The organism is Alteromonas sp. ABH4_454, from assembly GCF_056311775.1.
On record NZ_CM149972.1, the window covers coordinates 139,342 to 155,358 of the forward strand.

Genomic DNA, 16,017 nt, shown 5'->3' on the forward strand with positions numbered 1-16,017 from the left:
AGCAGCAAAAGTCAAGCATCTAGGAGGTCGGCTATTACTCTAGACCTGAGGTGTGAAATTCAAAATGAGACCATGGTCGTAGGTAGACCATGGTCGAAATGATTATAATATCAGCACAGTTGTTAAAACTAAGTTAAAGGAAGATTATGGTTTTTGGTTGGGTAACGCTTGCAGTCTTGTACCTTTTTTTGCTGTTTTCATTAGCAAGTTGGGGAGAAAAGAACTCGCCTACAGCAAGGGCACTGACTTCTCATCCCGCCGTTTATTCACTAGCCCTGGCAATCTATTGTACCGCTTGGACCTTCTTTGGCATGGTGGGGCAAGCAAGTAGAGATACGTGGATTTACCTGCCAATCATGCTTGGGCCCATCTTAGTCTATGTACTGGGATACAAGTTTATTTACAAACTGACACTGGTAAGTAAAAAGCAGCATATCACAACCATTTCAGACTTCATTGCGTCTCGCTATGGCAAGCGTCAAACCGTAGCCTTAGTCGTTACGCTTATTGCTTTACTGGCAACCATTCCCTACATTGCGCTTCAGTTAAAGGCGGTAGGCGCCACCTTTCAACTGTTAACTCAACAACCTAACAGCAATGGAATTATCATTGCCGCCACAGGCTTTATCGCTGCCTTCGCGATTTATTTTGGTACGCGCCAAACTGATGTAACAGAATATAGGCGTGGCCTGATGCTGGCCATAGCATTTGAGTCTACCATCAAGCTACTTGCTTTAGTGCTGGTTGCTATTGTGGGTTACAGCGCGTGGAAGCGTACCCAGTCTGGTGCATTTTTCGAAAGTTTTACTAACGAGGTTGCGCTTGCTCAGTTCGGTTCGTTTAGCTTCATTGCACAAACTATTATGGCTGCGGCAGCCATTGTTTGCTTACCTCGTCAGTTTCACGTTGCCATTATCGACAACTTAAGCTTGGGGCACATTCGCACAGCGCGTTGGCTATTTCCTCTTTACTTAACCATTATTTCCGCGGTTATCCCTATCATTGCTATTGCGGGTAAAGCCATCTTTGCTGGTCAAGGCATTGAACCTGACTCCTATGTATTGTCTCTTGCGATGTTTTCGGAGTCTGCACTTCTTCAAGTCATTGTATTTGTAGGTGGCCTGTCTGCGGCTACGGCTATGATCATAGTCGCCACGCTTACCTTAAGCACCATGCTTACCAACGACGTGATATTGCCACGAATTTTAGCGTTCACAGGCAACACCGACGACAAAAAAGACGTATCCAAAAAAATCCGCCTAATCAGACGGATTGTTATCGCCTTTATTTTATTGATGGCTTTTCTATACCACCAGCAAATGACCAGCAGTCGCTCTCTTCACTCTATTGGCCTTATCGCGTTTTCACTTGTTATCCAACTGATGCCTGCCATTGTCGGCGGTCTTTACTGGAAACGCGCTCATGCCCACGGCGTTTATGCGGGGCTTATGGTCGGGCTTGTTATCTGGGTGCTTTGGTTAGTGCTTCCTATTGTAAGTGAGCAAGTCTCTCAAATGGAGCAAAACGAATTGATAAGCCAAGGGGCCATGATTAGCTTGGCCGCAAACAGCCTTGTCTATGTACTCTTTTCTCATTTTGCACCCCAGCGCCTTATTGACAGAATGCAGGCAGAAGCGTTCGTTTCTCCCGCCATTTCTAGTAACAACACGGTGAAAGCTCAAGCCACAAACGTTACCGTGTCTGACCTTATCACTTTGCTTTCAACCTTTATGGGAACAGGTCGTTGCGATCAGCTTCTTACCCAATATCAACAGCTAAATAATTGCCAGTTAAGCCACGCAGATACACCTAATGAATCGTTTTTATCATTCTGTGAACGCGCTCTTGGCGGGGTTATTGGCGCCTCTAGTGCTAAGGTACTTTTAGACAGTGCGCTACGTGGCAAGAAAATGGATTTTACTGAGGTAATTAACTTTTTCGACGATACCACGCAGGCGATGCAATTTAATATGACAGCGCTATTAACCTCGCTTGAAAACATGGATCAGGGCATTAGCGTGGTAGACAAACATTTAAATTTGGTCGCCTGGAACAAGCGCTACGCTAACCTGTATCCTTACCCCGACAACTTACTTGCTGTTGGCTCTCCAATAGAAAAGCTCATTCGATACAACGCATCCCAAGGCGAGTTTGGAACGGACGATGTCGATGCTGAAGTAGAAAAACGCTTAGCGCACTTGCGCTCTGGTATGCCGCACCGCTTTACTCGCCAGCGTAAAGATGGTCGAGTCATTGAAATGGTCGGCAACCCACTGCCCGGTGGCGGTTTTGTAACAAGCTTCAACGACATCACAGGGCATGTGGAAATTCAGCAAGCCCTTGAAGAATCGAACATTGACCTTGAAGCTCGCATAAAGAAACGTACGGAAGAAGTGCACTCCATTAACGCCGAGCTTCGCTTGGAAATAGAACGACGCTCCGAGGCCGAGAAAGAACTAATAAGAGCACGAAAAGCGGCAGAAGATGCCAACGCCAGTAAAACTCGTTTCCTAGCCCTTGCCAGTCATGACGTACTGCAGCCGCTCAATGCAGCTAAGCTTTACGTAAGTGCGTTGGAAGAACAGGAACTCTCTGAACAAGCCCAGAATATAGTTCAGAAACTTGGCCATAGCGTTAGTTCAAGTGAAACGCTCATCGGCACCCTGCTTGATATTGCTAGATTAGATCAAGGAGAGATGAAACCCGATATCGAATCAATTGATGTAAGCGCCCTACTCTCTCCACTAGTTGATGAAATGGCTATGCGTGCCCGTGAAAAGGGGCTTGGTTTCAAAGCCATAATCCGCCCTTGCTGGGTACGAGGAGATAAAACCTATTTATATCGAATTACCCAAAATTTGTTGTCAAATGCAGTGAAATACACCGAAAAAGGGCGGGTTCTTTTCACGGTTAGGCCTATTAAAGAAACCGTTTATTTCAAAGTTATTGATACGGGTATTGGCATATCTAATGATAAAAAAGACAGTATATTTGGCGACTTTTTTCGCGCCAACGAAAGTAAAGAACATGGGTTAGGCTTGGGTTTGGGTGTGGTGCGCCGCTTGAGCCTGCAGTTAGACAGCGACATAAATGTAACCTCAAGGGTAGGAAAAGGGAGTTGCTTTGCGTTTTCTCTTGCGAAAGCCAAACCTAAACGAGTTTCTAGTATTGCAGCAAAGCCTCGTAGTACCACATTTACTGGAATGAATGTACTTTGCGTAGACGACCAAAGGGAAAACTTAGATGCCATGCAAACCCTATTACAAAAATGGGGCGTAAATGTGTTCTTAGCGAATAACTGGGATGATGCACTGAAGGTTTGTGAGGTCATTCAGCCTCAGATCTTACTGATGGATTATCAACTTAGTCACGATAGCGAGAAAAATGGGCTTGCTCTGATTGAAGAAATAAGACATCGACTAAACGTTGTAGTGCCAGCGGCGCTTATAACCGCAACACCAGATGAGAATTTAGTGACTGAGTGTAAAGACCAAGGCGTAAACTTTTTGGCTAAGCCGCTTAAACCGGCAAAACTACGCGCATTACTACAAAGTATGACGCGTTATATTAGAGAAGCGAAAAACGTTTAATTATTGTGGAACAATGACGTATCTGCACCACGTTAATTGAATGCTTTTCGTTCTCTACTATTGCACTGTAAATGACGAATAAAGAAGTACTTACAGTAACTCGTCATGTGGTTTAGTTTCTTCCGTCTTAACCACCGGCGTCTCTACACTCGACTTCGCCACAACTTTACCCATAGCCCCCCACTTTTCTTTCGGGTTGAGTAGCACTGGGCGAGTTAGAATCAAATTGTTGGGGTACATTAGCGTTTCGCGGTCGGCGGTGATTAAACGAGTACTGAATGGCCCAACATCCGCAATGACGCCCTCTATATAGTTATCGCCATCGAGAATGCGCACATAGTTGCCTCTGCTATAGGCTACATTGGTAAGCAAAATAAAGTATGCCGTAATATTGCTGATGAGCGACCAACTTGCAAAAAGTGCAACCCCGGTTACCGTAATGATGGACGTAGAAAGTACAAGTAGGCCTGAGAAATCGATACCCCATGCCAACAGCAGCAGGGAAAGCGATACAGTTGCTACAATCACACGCGCAGCAAAAAGTCCTTTTAAAGCACTGTTAGATTTGAGCTTTGATTTTACGATATTATTTTCTAATTTTGGTAGCAGCTTCCGCGACATTGCCAAATAGATAAGCAGAACTATACCACTGAACACGACGTTTGACTGGTACTGAGTTAACCACGCCAAAAAACCATGCCACCACTCATTCATTTATTTTTTCCTTACTGTTTTTATCACGCATACTGGCTTCTTTATCTATTTTTGCTTTAAAAAGCCAAGGCGCTCTAATGCTAACGTGAATAACAGACAAGTTCATGCATTAAAAGCAATCGACACAACAAGAATTATTCGTAAGACACCCCCTTTCACTTCTATTAGTATGCGCGCAAAAATGACTTGTCTAATTTTAATACCAGTCCGCATAGAAATTAACCTATTGAATGGGCGATTATCTATACAGATTGGTATACTCACGTGCTAACGTGGTAAATGACAGGTCGAATAAACGACAAAATAAATCACAAACTACAGGCTTTTTTATAATGCGCATCGCTATTCTTTCAAGAAATCCACGTCTTTACTCTACTTCACGCTTAGTGGAAGCTGGGCAGGCTCGCGGGCATGAGGTCGACGTTATCGACACAATGCACTGCTACATGGATATTACGAGCGCACGACCGTCTGTTCGCTATAACGGTAAGAAACTACCTTACTATGATGCAGTGATCCCCCGTATCGGCGCATCTGTTAGCTTTTACGGTACTTCTGTAGTTCGACAGTTTGAGATGATGGGGACATACAGCCTCAACGAGTCAGTGGCGATTAGCCGCTCTCGAGATAAACTTCGCTCACTACAGACTGCTTTCGCGCAAAGGCATTGGCATGCCTAGAACTGGCTTTGCTCATCACCCAGATAAAATTGACGATGTGATTAAGACCGTGGGCGGCGCACCAGTGGTTATTAAGCTGCTAGAAGGTACCCAAGGCATAGGCGTTGTATTGGCAGACACCCAAAAAGCCGCAGAATCCATTATTGAAGCATTTATGGGACTTAACGCCAGCATCTTAGTACAGGAATTTATCAAAGAGGCGGGCGGCTCCGATATACGCTGCTTTGTAGTTGGAGGAAAAGTCGTTGCCGCTATGAAGCGTCAGGCGGCGCCTGGAGAGTTTCGCTCTAACCTTCACCGCGGTGGTCAGGCAAGCTTAGTTCGATTAAGCCCTGCCGAGCGCAAAACGGCGGTAGATGCTGCGAAAACCATGGGCCTTAATTGTTGTGGTGTAGACATTCTTCGCTCGAACAACGGCCCTGTAGTGATGGAAGTTAATTCTTCACCAGGCTTAGAAGGTATCGAGAAAGCGACCAATAAAGACGTTGCCAGCATGATCATTGAATTTATTGAAAAGAGTGCCGAGCCACATAAAACAAAAACCCGAGGAAAAGGCTAACCCCTTCAACCTACGCAATAACGTAAATATAGGAAAACGTTAGTGGTAAGTGATGTTTTAAAAATTGGGGGCGAAAATATTGCTCCTGGCGAAACAAAAAAGATTGAGTTAGAAATGCCACCGCTGTATACAGCGACCAATATGAGTATCCCCGTTTATGTTAAACGAGGAAAGCGACCTGGTCCTGTTATGTTTGTGAGCGCTGCTATCCATGGTGATGAATTAAATGGCATTGAGATAGTCGGCCGCCTTATCCGGTCAAAAGCGATCGAACGCATTAGGGGCACCTTAATAGCGGTACCCATGGTTAACGTTTACGGCGTTTTAAACCAGTCTCGTTATTTACCCGACAGACGTGATTTAAACCGCAGTTTTCCTGGCAGTAAAAAAGGCTCGCTTGCCGGGCGGTTGGCGAACTTATTCTTCAAAGAGATAGTGAGTAAGTGCGACGTGGGCATCGACCTGCATACAGGCGCTATTCATCGAAGTAATCTGCCACAAATTCGCGCGGATTTAGACGACCCTGAAGTGCTTGAAATGGCCAAAGCGTTTGGTGTGCCTGTGCTGCTTAATGCTGAATTACGAGACGGTTCGTTACGCGAAGCGGCCAGTGAAAATGGCGTTAAAATATTGCTCTATGAAGCTGGTCAAGCACTGCGCTATGATGAATTTTCTATTCGCGCAGGCGTAAAAGGTATAATCAATACCATGCGCCACTTAGGCATGCTAAACAAAAGCCGTAGCAAGGGCCATAGCATTGAGCGTTTCATTGCCAGACAAAGTGGCTGGGTGCGCGCGCCTGAGAGTGGATTTGTAAATCACCTAGCCCAACTAGGCGATCATGTTGAAAAAGGTGACAAACTAGCCATTATTGCGGATCCATTTGGCAATTATTTGGACAGCCTTGAAAGCCCAGACTGAAGGCGTTGTAATTGGTAAACAAAATATTCCGCTTACCCAAGAAGGTGAAGCCGTTTACCACATTGCATACTTTTCAGAGCCTGATACTGTTGCCGAACACGTAGAACTATTACAAGACAATTTATTGCCGCCAGAGCAGAACCCTGTTTTATAAATTGGTAGAAAACTGATGAACAATAAGAAAATTGTTGGTGCAGTAGAACTGTGTGACTTGCCCAAACTCGCTATCTCCGACTTAACCGTGCGCGTTGATACAGGTGCGGCAACGTCATCACTTCACGTAGACAATATTGAAGAGTTTGAGCAAGACGGTGAACTATGGATTAAATTTGATATTCACCCAGACATTCATAACGTAGAACGTGTAGTTAGACGGGAAGCGCGCGTTGAAGGCAAAAAGCGCGTAAAAAGTTCAACAGCTACACGTGAGAAACGCTATGTTATCATTACGCCTATCGTTATGGACGGATTCCAATGGGATATCCAGTTAACCCTAACGGATCGCTCTGAAATGACTTACTTAATGCTGCTTGGCAGAGAGGCGATGAGTGGACAGTTTATTGTAGACCCCGAACACGATTTTTTACTTACTGGAAAAGATTAGCAGCTAAAAAAAGGGCTATACTTTAAGTAACCTTTAACAAAGCAATTAGCCGGGCTGGCGCCACGTAAATGAGTTAAAAATATGGATATCAAAGCTAAATCACTAAGCCGTATCATTTTGTTAATGAGTTTACTTGCGCATTTCGTTGTTTACGGGCAACAGCAACCTTCTGATGAGGTAAGCGCAGACTTGCCTCATACCATTTTACGATTACCCAACGTCCATCCTGGAAGGGATAGCGTTTACTCTTACGCAAAGTCACTGCTAACAGAAGCTTTGCGTGTTACACAGCCGCATTACGGTACCTTTGAACTCATCGTTAGTAACCAAGAAACGGCCCAAGAGCGCCAGTTGCGAAGCCTCGAACACAATATGCTAGACGTAACGTGGAGCGTAACCTCAACCGAGCGCGAGCGTCAGTTCCTTCCTGTTCGCATTCCTATCATGGCCGGGCTATTTGGTAAGCGCGCCTTGTTTGTTAAAGAAGGGGATGAGCGACTAAAAAAGGTAAAAAACCTTGCAGCTCTCCAAGAGTTTCGCGCGGTTTTAGGGTATGACTGGCCTGATACAAAGATTTTTCGGGCTAATGATATTCCTGTTTTAGAAACCACATACCGCGCCTCATTCCGCATTGTTTCGGAAGGGTTCGCTGATATGTTTCCAAGAAGTGTGATGGAAATTAACGAAGAGTTTGCCAACAAAACCTTGTCAAAAGGTTTAACTATTGATAACAACCTCGTCATTTCATACCCAAGCCCTATCTTTTTCTTTGTTGGCAGCGACAACCAAGCATTGGCGGGGCGCATAGCACAAGGTCTACTGATACTATTTGAAACCGGGAAGTTCCAAGAGTTACTGCTCGCACATAAGAACTTCAGAGAAGGAATGACCTTAATTGATGGGCGTACGATTATTGAGATAGATAACCCGTTATTAAGTGAGCAAAGCCGCTTGGCGTTAGAAAAGTTTCTACCTGAATTTGCTATGTCTGAAGCCGTGCTTCAGTACGATGCTACTGAACCGGTGGCTCCAACTCAAGCTGCGAAGCAATAAGTACCGCTTGGGTACGGTTATTTATGCCCAACTTTTTAAAGATAGCGGTAACATGCGCCTTAACGGTGGCTTCAGCAATATCTAAATTAAAGCCAATTTGCTTATTCAATAACCCATCTCGCATGTAGCAAAGTACTTTATACTGGGACGGCGTAAGCGACGCAACTTTGTCAGCAAGTTCAGAAAACGCTTCATCCACCTCATCTACATCTTCGCTTAAGTTCTCAGGCAACCACACATCACCGTCTAAAATAGCCTCAACTGCATTGGCTATATCTTGTGCACTGGCCGTTTTTGGAATAAAACCAAGTGCCCCTACACTAATGATCTTCGAAATAAGGGTAGCGTCTTCCGTTCCAGAAACCACGGCAACAGGAAGTTCAGGAAAGAGTTTACGGATATGCAGCAAGCCAAATAAATCATTGCTGCCTGGCATATGTAAGTCGAGAAGCAATAAGTCGATATCCTCATTATTGAGAATATCGACTGTGGTGTTTAGATCTCCGGCCTCTTTAAGGGTAAGGGCTGGAAGTGACAACGACAACGCGCCTCGTAGTGCATCGCGATACAGCGGATGATCATCAGCGATTAGAAGGGTTATCATTGTCTATATCCTTAATTCTACTTATTCAGACGTTCCTCTATCAGTGTATCAACAACCGATGGATCCGCCAATGTAGATGTGTCACCTAATTGCTCATGCTCATTGGCCGCAATTTTACGCAAAATACGGCGCATGATTTTACCAGAGCGTGTCTTAGGTAGCCCGTTAGACCACTGAATCATATCAGGAGTGGCAATGGGGCTTAACTCTTGGCGCACCCACGCTTTAAGTTCTTTAGTCAGCGCTTCGTCTGCTTCAACACCTTCATTAGGCGTTACATAAACATATATCCCCTGCCCTTTGATATCGTGAGGGAAACCGACTACCGCAGCTTCAGCCACTTTAGAGTGAGCAACAAGTGCACTTTCTATTTCAGCCGTACCTAGACGGTGGCCCGATACATTTAGTACGTCGTCTACGCGGCCAGTGATCCAGTAAAAGCCATCTTCGTCACAACGTGCGCCATCACCTGTGAAGTACACGCCTTTGTATGCGCTGAAGTAGGTGTTAATGAAGCGCTGGTGATCGCCATAAACCGTTCGAGCCTGGCTTGGCCAGCTATCTTTGATCACTAGGTTACCTTCTGCCGCGCCTTCAAGTTCATTACCATCAGCATCAAATAGCGCCGGCTGTATGCCAAAGAATGGGCGGGTGGCAGAGCCAGGTTTCAACTCTGTTGCTCCAGGCAGAGGCAAAATCATGTGTCCGCCAGTTTCAGTCTGCCACCATGTATCGATAATAGGACAACGGCCTTCTCCAATAACACGGTGATACCATTCCCATGCCTCTGGGTTAATTGGCTCACCCACTGTGCCAAGTAAACGAAGTGACGATAAATCACAGCCTTCAGCAGGTACGTCACCGTGAGCCATTAATGCACGAATCGCGGTTGGCGCAGTATAAAGACTATTTACTTTGTATTTTTCTACGACCTGCGCAATACGTTTTACGTCTGGATAGGTGGGTACACCCTCGAAGAACACTTGTGACGCAGCGTTTACCATGGGGCCGTAAACCATATAGCTGTGACCTGTAATCCAGCCCACATCCGCAGTACACCAATAAACGTCATCGTCTTTGTAATCGAAAGCGTATTTAAAGGTCATAGCGGAATAGAGCAGATAACCGCCTGTTGTATGAACCACACCTTTTGGCGTACCCGTAGAACCCGATGTATAGAGAATAAATAGCGGGTCTTCCGCGTTCATTACTTCAGGCTCGCATTGTGCTGACATACCGTCCACAGCTTCATGCCACCATACATCGTGCTTCTGGTTCCAGTCTACGTCGCCACCCGTTAGTTTATGCACCAGAACATGTGTAATAGACGGGCAGGCATCATCGGCTAACGCTTTATCGACATTTGCTTTAAGCGGAATGCTTCTTCCTGCGCGGCGCCCCTCATCGGCTGTAATAACGACCTTTGCGCTACTGTCATTTATGCGGTCGGCAATAGCGTTTGGTGAGAAACCACCAAAAATTACCGAGTGAACCGCACCAATACGTGCACACGCAAGCATCGCGTAGGCGGCTTCAGGTACCATAGGCATATAAATGGCGACCCGATCACCTTTCGTGACTCCCATTTCTTTAAGTGCATTCGCTAACTTACATACTTCATAATGCACTTGTTGGTATGTCACATCTTGGCTGTCTTGTGGTGAGTCGCCTTCCCAATGAAAGGCAACTTTTGTGGCATTGGTTGCCAAGTGACGGTCAATACAGTTGTAGCTAGCGTTTAACTCACCGTCTTCAAACCATTTAATAGACACATCATTTTCACCAAACATGGTGTTTTTAATTTTGGTGGGCTTTTGGTACCACTCAAGCATAGACGCGTGCTCAGCCCAGAACACTTCGGGTTGCTCTACTGACTGCATATACATCTCGTCATACTGCGACGCAGTCAAATGAGTAGATTGAAGAATGTTCTCAGGCACAGGATAAGTTTTGCTGGCGGTCATAAAGATTGCCTCCAATATCAATAATGTAAAATTCTTGTTGTATGGTGAAACACTCTAGCTATTCACCCACAAAGCAAAATGAGACTTTGGTCTTAGCAGCATAAAACTAAGGTAGTAATAAAAAAGTTAGACTAAAAGTATTACGACTATAGTCTTATGCGACCAACGGCTTATTTAAATTTGCGATAATAAGTACACAATCAGCGATGTTAACGTTTAATTTACATTTATTTAACCACTTTTTTGGAACAGACACGATGAAAGCTAAAATAAAAAATACCGCTACCGCAGTAGCGCTGTGCCTAGCGGCAGCGGGCGGCACAGCACAAGCAGCAACAATCGGCGACACTAGTGTGAAATTCACGGGTTATATTAAAGTTGACGCTATGGTAAGCGACTATTCAGATGGCACCATTGCCTCTGGCAGCGTAGGTCGAGACTTTTATATACCTTCACTAACTCCCGTTGGTGGCGTTGACGAAGACCCACAGTTCGATGCACACATCAGAACATCTCGTTTCCGCTTTGCCACATCAACGCCTACCGCCGAAGGTGACACTATTAACGGTGTATTCGAGCTGGATTTTGTTGTGACTAGCGGCGGTGATGAGCGTATCAGTAACTCCTATACTCCACGAGTACGTCACGCATACTTAACTTACAAGAATTGGTTGGTGGGCCAAACATGGACGACCTTTATGGACGTAGGTTCGTTACCAGAATCACTTGACTTTATTGGTACTACCGACGGCATTACCTTTGGTCGTCAAGTCATGGTGAGATATACCAATGGCGGGTTTCAGATTGCACTAGAAAACCCTGAATCAACCATTACGCCGTTTGGTGGTGGTAGCAGGATAACAAGTGATGACAGTAGTGTTCCAGATTTAGTTGCCGCCTACACCACAAAGCAAGACTGGGGTTATGTAAAAGTAGCGGGCTTAGTCAGACAACTTTCTTATGATAATGCCGCAGGCATTGACGCTGATGAGACTAGCTTTGGCGTGTCGTTAACAGGTAAATATAACTTATCCAATGGCGATGATATTCGCTTCACGTTCAATACGGGTAAAGGTTTAGGCCGATACTCTGCACTGAACGCAGTAAATGGCGCTGTTCTTACTGAAAGTGGCGACTTGGAAGCCATTGACTCAACTGGGTATGGCATTGCGTATCGTCACAAGTGGAGCGAAAAAGCACGCAGCAGCATTATGTTCTCAGCGTTTGAAGCCGACAATGACGTAACGCTTACTGGCTTAAATACGACTGAAAGTACCTACAGCACACGTGTGAACTACTTGTACTCGCCAACGAAAGCGCTAACTGTTGGTGCTGAATATGCGTTCGCAAAACGCGAAATTGAAGCCGGTCTTGAAGGCGACATGAACCGCTTCCAAGTTTCAGCTAAATACGCGTTTTAATAAGTACGCAGCTTTACAAATTAGAACGGCGTTTCTGAGCTCGGAAACGCCGTTTTTTATTGACCGAATGGTTGCTAAATGCGTTTAATGCCTAGTTTATACCGGCCCGCACAGGTAGTGAGCGCGCTAACCTGTATTACACCATCAGAAACAATTAGTCCGCATTTACCTCTCTAGTGCAGTTTAAAACTGCCGGTACGCTTTTATATTGTCGTAAAAATAATTCCCAGTGGTACTGCAAAGAACAATCCACCCACGTAAGCTGCGCCGTACATCTTTCGTTCTGCAGCTAGGACAGATAGCTGGTAGGACAAATTAATAGGAATATTACGCAAAACAGGAACACCATAAATGAGTGTGACACCCAACACATTGTAGATAAGGTGTACCAGCGCTATCTGTAACGCAAAACCGCTGTTCACGCCCGCCACGCCTAACGCAGCAATAAGGGCGGTAATGCAAGTTCCAATATTTGCACCAAGAGTAAACGGGTAGATTTCACGGGCTTTTAGCACCCCTGCCCCCACTAAGGGCACCATGAGTGATGTGGTCGTGGATGATGACTGCACCAACACCGTCATTAAGGCGCCAGATGTGATGCCGGATATGGGCCCCTGCCCAATGCTTTTGTGTAGTAAATCCTTCGCTTTTCCTACCATAAGGGACTTCATAATTTTTCCCATATAGGTAATAGAAACCATGATCAGCGCAATACCAATCAGAATTTTAGCGATACCTGGATAAACAGAAGGTAAAAACTCAAGGGACTGAGAAACCAAATTGGTTACTGGCTGTGTGGCCGCCTTTATTGGGTTGAACCCACTCATTCCTATTGCTTCTGGAGTATGAATAAGTGTAACAATCTGGCCACTCAAGTACTCTAAAATACCAAAGGCCATTTCTAAAGGAAGGAATATAAGTACGGAAAGAACATTGAAAAAATCATGAATAGTGGCTGCGTTAAAAGCGCGCTGAAATTCTTCTTTTTTAGCAACATGCCCTAGGCTTACCAAGGTATTGGTAATACTAGTACCAATATTCGCCCCCATCATCATGGGTACCGCGATGGTAATGGGTAAACCACCTGCAACCATACCAACAATAATTGAAGTTACCGTACTTGAAGACTGAATTAACGCAGTCGAAACCATGCCAATGATAAGCCCAAGTATTGGGTTTGATGCAAAATTAAAAAGCTCTCTAGCGTGATCACCAGCGGCATATTTGAAGCCACTTCCAATCATGCTCACCGCAAGTAACATGACATAAACAAGTAGTGCAAGAAGCAGCCATCGGTGCCAGTTATTGTTCTTTTCTACAGTGCTGGCTGATAGTATTTGTGGGTCAATCATTCAGATAACGAGTACGAGTTAAGACAGAAAAAACCATACTATTACGACCGTGTGACACAAAAATGACGGGATATACCCGCCATTCTTCATCAAATAAGCACTAACTATTAGAAACCGAGAGGATACCTTCTAAATACATCGTGAATATCATTCAACGTCTCGCTTGAGAGCACTATATCAAACGCATCAATGTTTTCTTTTAACTGAGGCATTGTTGTTGCCCCAATGATAGTAGACGTAACACCGGGCACCTGCTGACACCACGCCAACGCGAGTTGCGAAGGCGTTATTCCTGCTTTTTCAGCAATTTTTATGTATTCAGCAGTGGCAGCTTGCGCAGGCGGTTTATCTCTGAATAATCCCATACGCTGAGCTAATGTCCATCGACTCCCTTCCGGGCGCGCACCGTTTTGATATTTACCGCTTAGCATACCCGTGGCCAGTGGTGACCACGGTAAATATGCAATATTTTCTAGCTCACACATTTCGATTAAATACGGCCAGTCTTTTGCGTGCAGTAAACTGAACTCATTTTGGATAGATACGGGAAGAGGCATATCGAGCTCTTTGCAAAGGGTAAGAAAAATGTGAATGCCCCAAGGCGTATCATCCGACAGCCCCCAGTGTCTTATTTTTCCTTCGTCTAATGCCCGCTTAATTCCCAAAAGAATATCGCGCATACCCTCTATTTCTTTTTCGCGATTCGTTTTCGTGGGATCCGCGCCATCAGGCCAATGCTTTCCAAAATGTGGCGTTACCCTGTTCGGCCAATGTAGCTGGTAAACATCAATATAGTCAGTATTTAAACGCTCTAGCGAATCAGCAAGTGCGTTGCTAACTGCATCAGACGTAATTGGCCCGGCATTGCGAATATACTTCAAGCCGCTGCCGGCAACTTTGGTCATCAATATAATATCTGAGCGCTTGGCGTCATTTCGCGAGAGCCAATTACCTATAATTCGCTCTGTATCGCCATAGGTTTCGGCATTAGGAGGAACGGGATACATTTCCGCGGTATCTAAAAAGTTAACACCTTTATCGAGGGCGTAAGCTATTTGTTCATCTGCATCTTGCTGGGTATTTTGAATACCCCATGTCATTGTTCCTAAACAGATGTCTGACACCTGTAGGTCGCTATTTCCTAAGCGGTTAAACTTCATCTTTGCTTCTACCTTGGCTTATACCTTGTTTATGCAATAGTGAGTCGGCCGCTTTAGAAAATCTACCTACTTTTAGCTTTTAAATGAAAGCTATGAGGCTTTCTTATTGGCCAACTCGGCTTCGACGCTGGCGAGACGCGCCTCAATATCTCTTTTCGACTCGACCATTTCATTCGCCAGTTCTGCGAGTGACTTTAACTCTGCAAACCCTAACTTTCTGGTATCAATCGTTTGATACTGACGCTTGCAACGATAAAAGAAAGTAAGAAAGTTAACAAATGCGCGATGAAATGTCGCAAAACTCTTGATCAGCACCAGAATTAATACGACAGACGTAAGCGCGGCAATACTTAAGCTATAAATACGCACCTGTGCTTCTTGTTGCTCGATCATGGGTTGCAGGGCGGCATCGACGCCTTTTAGCTGAGTTTCAACATTGTGAGCGCTTTGTCTAAATTCGCCACGAAGCCCTTCATTATGAGTTACGCCGTAGGTAGTAAATGCATCAACTAGCTGTAAAAGCGCTTCTCTATATTGAACCAAAGTGCCGCTCAATAAAGCAGTACCGCTATATTCAGAAGCTAAACGCTCACTCAACGTCATCATTTGCCTTGCGTAAACCCCTTCTTGGTTTATCTGATAATTGCGCGTTGCCAGTTGAATACCAGTCAACAGTTCACTCGCTTGCGAGTCTTGAGCACGCAGCCCTTCGCTAAGGGTATTTTCTAACTCGGTTATGCGCGCTCTCAAACCATCGTTTTGGCCTAATCCAATCCGTTCTTGAAGCGATACTACCTGTCGAAATGTGCCGCTATAGGCTTCTATCGAAGATGACAGGCTTTCCACGTCAGCCACAGGCAATCTGTACTCATTGAACAAGGGAACCAGAGTTGTTAAGCGACCTTTAAATTCATAGCTCCGCTCAAGGAACTTGTCGTAATAAACGGTCTCGTGGCGCAGAAGAAAGTCTTTTTCATGTCGTCGCATTTGCAGCAAATCTTGCCCCATTCTTAGCAATACATCACGCTGCTGGTGTAACCCTATAAGTCGCTGGGTGAAGTAATGCTGGCTAACAACTAATACCCCCATACCAATAACGCAAACAAGGGTCATTAAAACTAGGCGAGATTTAATGGAATCGAACTTCATGACAAGCTCCTCTTGGGAGAAGGGCGAGCATTAGCTACATAAATAAAAGCTAATAAACGCTGAAAACACATCAACATACGTCATCAATATAGATGTTTAACGCACGTTTTATTATTAAACCTTTGTAGCATTTTTGAACGTTTCGCTATTTAAAAAAATCTTATAATTAGGGTGAAACCCCTATGTTCTGGCCCTTCTCAAAAAGTCACTATTAAGGCGTACCTTGCTGCGATGACGTAACCCGAT

10 protein-coding genes and 2 pseudogenes are annotated in these 16,017 nt (G+C 44.9%); 6 read left to right on the forward strand and 6 right to left on the reverse strand.

Annotation, left to right across the window (positions count from 1 at the left end):
- Positions 1 to 146 precede the first annotated feature (146 nt).
- The gene (locus ACYX4W_RS00625; protein ID WP_476074383.1) at positions 147 to 3,590 is read left to right on the forward strand and encodes a PAS domain-containing hybrid sensor histidine kinase/response regulator; all 3,444 of its coding nucleotides are present in this window, start codon (positions 147 to 149) and stop codon (positions 3,588 to 3,590) included.
- A 90-nt stretch (positions 3,591 to 3,680) separates the two neighbouring features.
- Here ACYX4W_RS00625 and ACYX4W_RS00630 read toward each other — a convergent pair whose 3' ends face one another.
- Entirely contained in the window at positions 3,681 to 4,304 is a 624-nt protein-coding gene (locus ACYX4W_RS00630; RefSeq protein ID WP_474804601.1) for a mechanosensitive ion channel domain-containing protein, read from the reverse strand.
- Between the two features lie 332 nt (positions 4,305 to 4,636).
- On the opposite strand from ACYX4W_RS00630, the pseudogene rimK reads away from it, so the two are divergent.
- The 4 genes and pseudogenes from rimK to ACYX4W_RS00650 all read left to right on the forward strand — a co-directional run bounded on the left by rimK (position 4,637) and on the right by ACYX4W_RS00650 (position 8,121).
- Positions 4,637 to 5,543: pseudogene (gene rimK, locus ACYX4W_RS00635) on the forward strand (30S ribosomal protein S6--L-glutamate ligase).
- A gap of 42 nt (positions 5,544 to 5,585) precedes the next feature.
- Positions 5,586 to 6,618 (forward strand): annotated as a pseudogene (locus ACYX4W_RS00640) (succinylglutamate desuccinylase/aspartoacylase family protein).
- A 15-nt stretch (positions 6,619 to 6,633) separates the two neighbouring features.
- Positions 6,634 to 7,068 carry an ATP-dependent zinc protease family protein gene (locus ACYX4W_RS00645; protein WP_474804594.1) on the forward strand — a complete coding sequence of 145 codons (435 nt, stop codon included), beginning with the start codon at positions 6,634 to 6,636 and terminating at the stop codon, positions 7,066 to 7,068.
- An 81-nt stretch (positions 7,069 to 7,149) separates the two neighbouring features.
- A complete protein-coding gene (locus ACYX4W_RS00650) occupies positions 7,150 to 8,121 on the forward strand; it encodes an amino acid ABC transporter substrate-binding protein (protein WP_476074384.1) in 972 nt (323 codons plus the stop codon).
- Here the strand turns inward: ACYX4W_RS00650 and ACYX4W_RS00655 are convergent.
- Positions 8,081 to 8,725, reverse strand: coding sequence for a response regulator (locus ACYX4W_RS00655; protein ID WP_474804589.1), 645 nt, complete (start codon positions 8,723 to 8,725; stop codon positions 8,081 to 8,083). The two genes, ACYX4W_RS00650 and ACYX4W_RS00655, sit on opposite strands and share 41 nt — an antisense overlap.
- Positions 8,726 to 8,742: 17 nt before the next feature.
- Positions 8,743 to 10,689, reverse strand: a complete 1,947-nt coding sequence (gene acs / locus ACYX4W_RS00660; protein ID WP_476074385.1) for an acetate--CoA ligase — start codon at positions 10,687 to 10,689, stop codon at positions 8,743 to 8,745.
- A 257-nt stretch (positions 10,690 to 10,946) separates the two neighbouring features.
- Here acs and ACYX4W_RS00665 point away from each other — a divergent pair, with 257 nt between their 5' ends.
- Entirely contained in the window at positions 10,947 to 12,110 is a 1,164-nt protein-coding gene (locus ACYX4W_RS00665; protein ID WP_474804584.1) for a DcaP family trimeric outer membrane transporter, read from the forward strand.
- A gap of 203 nt (positions 12,111 to 12,313) precedes the next feature.
- Here the strand turns inward: ACYX4W_RS00665 and ACYX4W_RS00670 are convergent, their stop codons facing one another.
- From ACYX4W_RS00670 to ACYX4W_RS00680, 3 genes are all read right to left on the reverse strand, one after another.
- Complete coding sequence (locus ACYX4W_RS00670) at positions 12,314 to 13,462, reverse strand: Na/Pi symporter (RefSeq protein WP_476074386.1); 1,149 nt, start codon at positions 13,460 to 13,462, stop codon at positions 12,314 to 12,316.
- 107 nt (positions 13,463 to 13,569) lie between these two features.
- Positions 13,570 to 14,622 carry an aldo/keto reductase gene (locus ACYX4W_RS00675; protein ID WP_476074387.1) on the reverse strand — a complete coding sequence of 351 codons (1,053 nt, stop codon included), beginning with the start codon at positions 14,620 to 14,622 and terminating at the stop codon, positions 13,570 to 13,572.
- Between the two features lie 90 nt (positions 14,623 to 14,712).
- Positions 14,713 to 15,771: an SGNH/GDSL hydrolase family protein gene (locus ACYX4W_RS00680; protein ID WP_476074388.1), complete on the reverse strand. Its 1,059-nt coding sequence runs from the start codon at positions 15,769 to 15,771 to the stop codon at positions 14,713 to 14,715.
- Positions 15,772 to 16,017 lie beyond the last annotated feature (246 nt).

What these genes read in the sequence shown, in the direction of transcription:
- ACYX4W_RS00670 (WP_476074386.1), bottom strand. Translation starts at nt 13,462, where the DNA reads ATGATTGACCCACAAATACTATCAGCCAGCACTGTAGAAAAGAACAAT.
- ACYX4W_RS00625 (WP_476074383.1), top strand. Translation starts at nt 147, where the DNA reads ATGGTTTTTGGTTGGGTAACGCTTGCAGTCTTGTACCTTTTTTTGCTG.
- ACYX4W_RS00650 (WP_476074384.1), top strand. Translation starts at nt 7,150, where the DNA reads ATGGATATCAAAGCTAAATCACTAAGCCGTATCATTTTGTTAATGAGT.
- ACYX4W_RS00665 (WP_474804584.1), top strand. Translation starts at nt 10,947, where the DNA reads ATGAAAGCTAAAATAAAAAATACCGCTACCGCAGTAGCGCTGTGCCTA.
- ACYX4W_RS00645 (WP_474804594.1), top strand. Translation starts at nt 6,634, where the DNA reads ATGAACAATAAGAAAATTGTTGGTGCAGTAGAACTGTGTGACTTGCCC.
- ACYX4W_RS00630 (WP_474804601.1), bottom strand. Translation starts at nt 4,304, where the DNA reads ATGAATGAGTGGTGGCATGGTTTTTTGGCGTGGTTAACTCAGTACCAG.
- acs (WP_476074385.1), bottom strand. Translation starts at nt 10,689, where the DNA reads ATGACCGCCAGCAAAACTTATCCTGTGCCTGAGAACATTCTTCAATCT.
- ACYX4W_RS00655 (WP_474804589.1), bottom strand. Translation starts at nt 8,725, where the DNA reads ATGATAACCCTTCTAATCGCTGATGATCATCCGCTGTATCGCGATGCA.
- ACYX4W_RS00675 (WP_476074387.1), bottom strand. Translation starts at nt 14,622, where the DNA reads ATGAAGTTTAACCGCTTAGGAAATAGCGACCTACAGGTGTCAGACATC.
- ACYX4W_RS00680 (WP_476074388.1), bottom strand. Translation starts at nt 15,771, where the DNA reads ATGAAGTTCGATTCCATTAAATCTCGCCTAGTTTTAATGACCCTTGTT.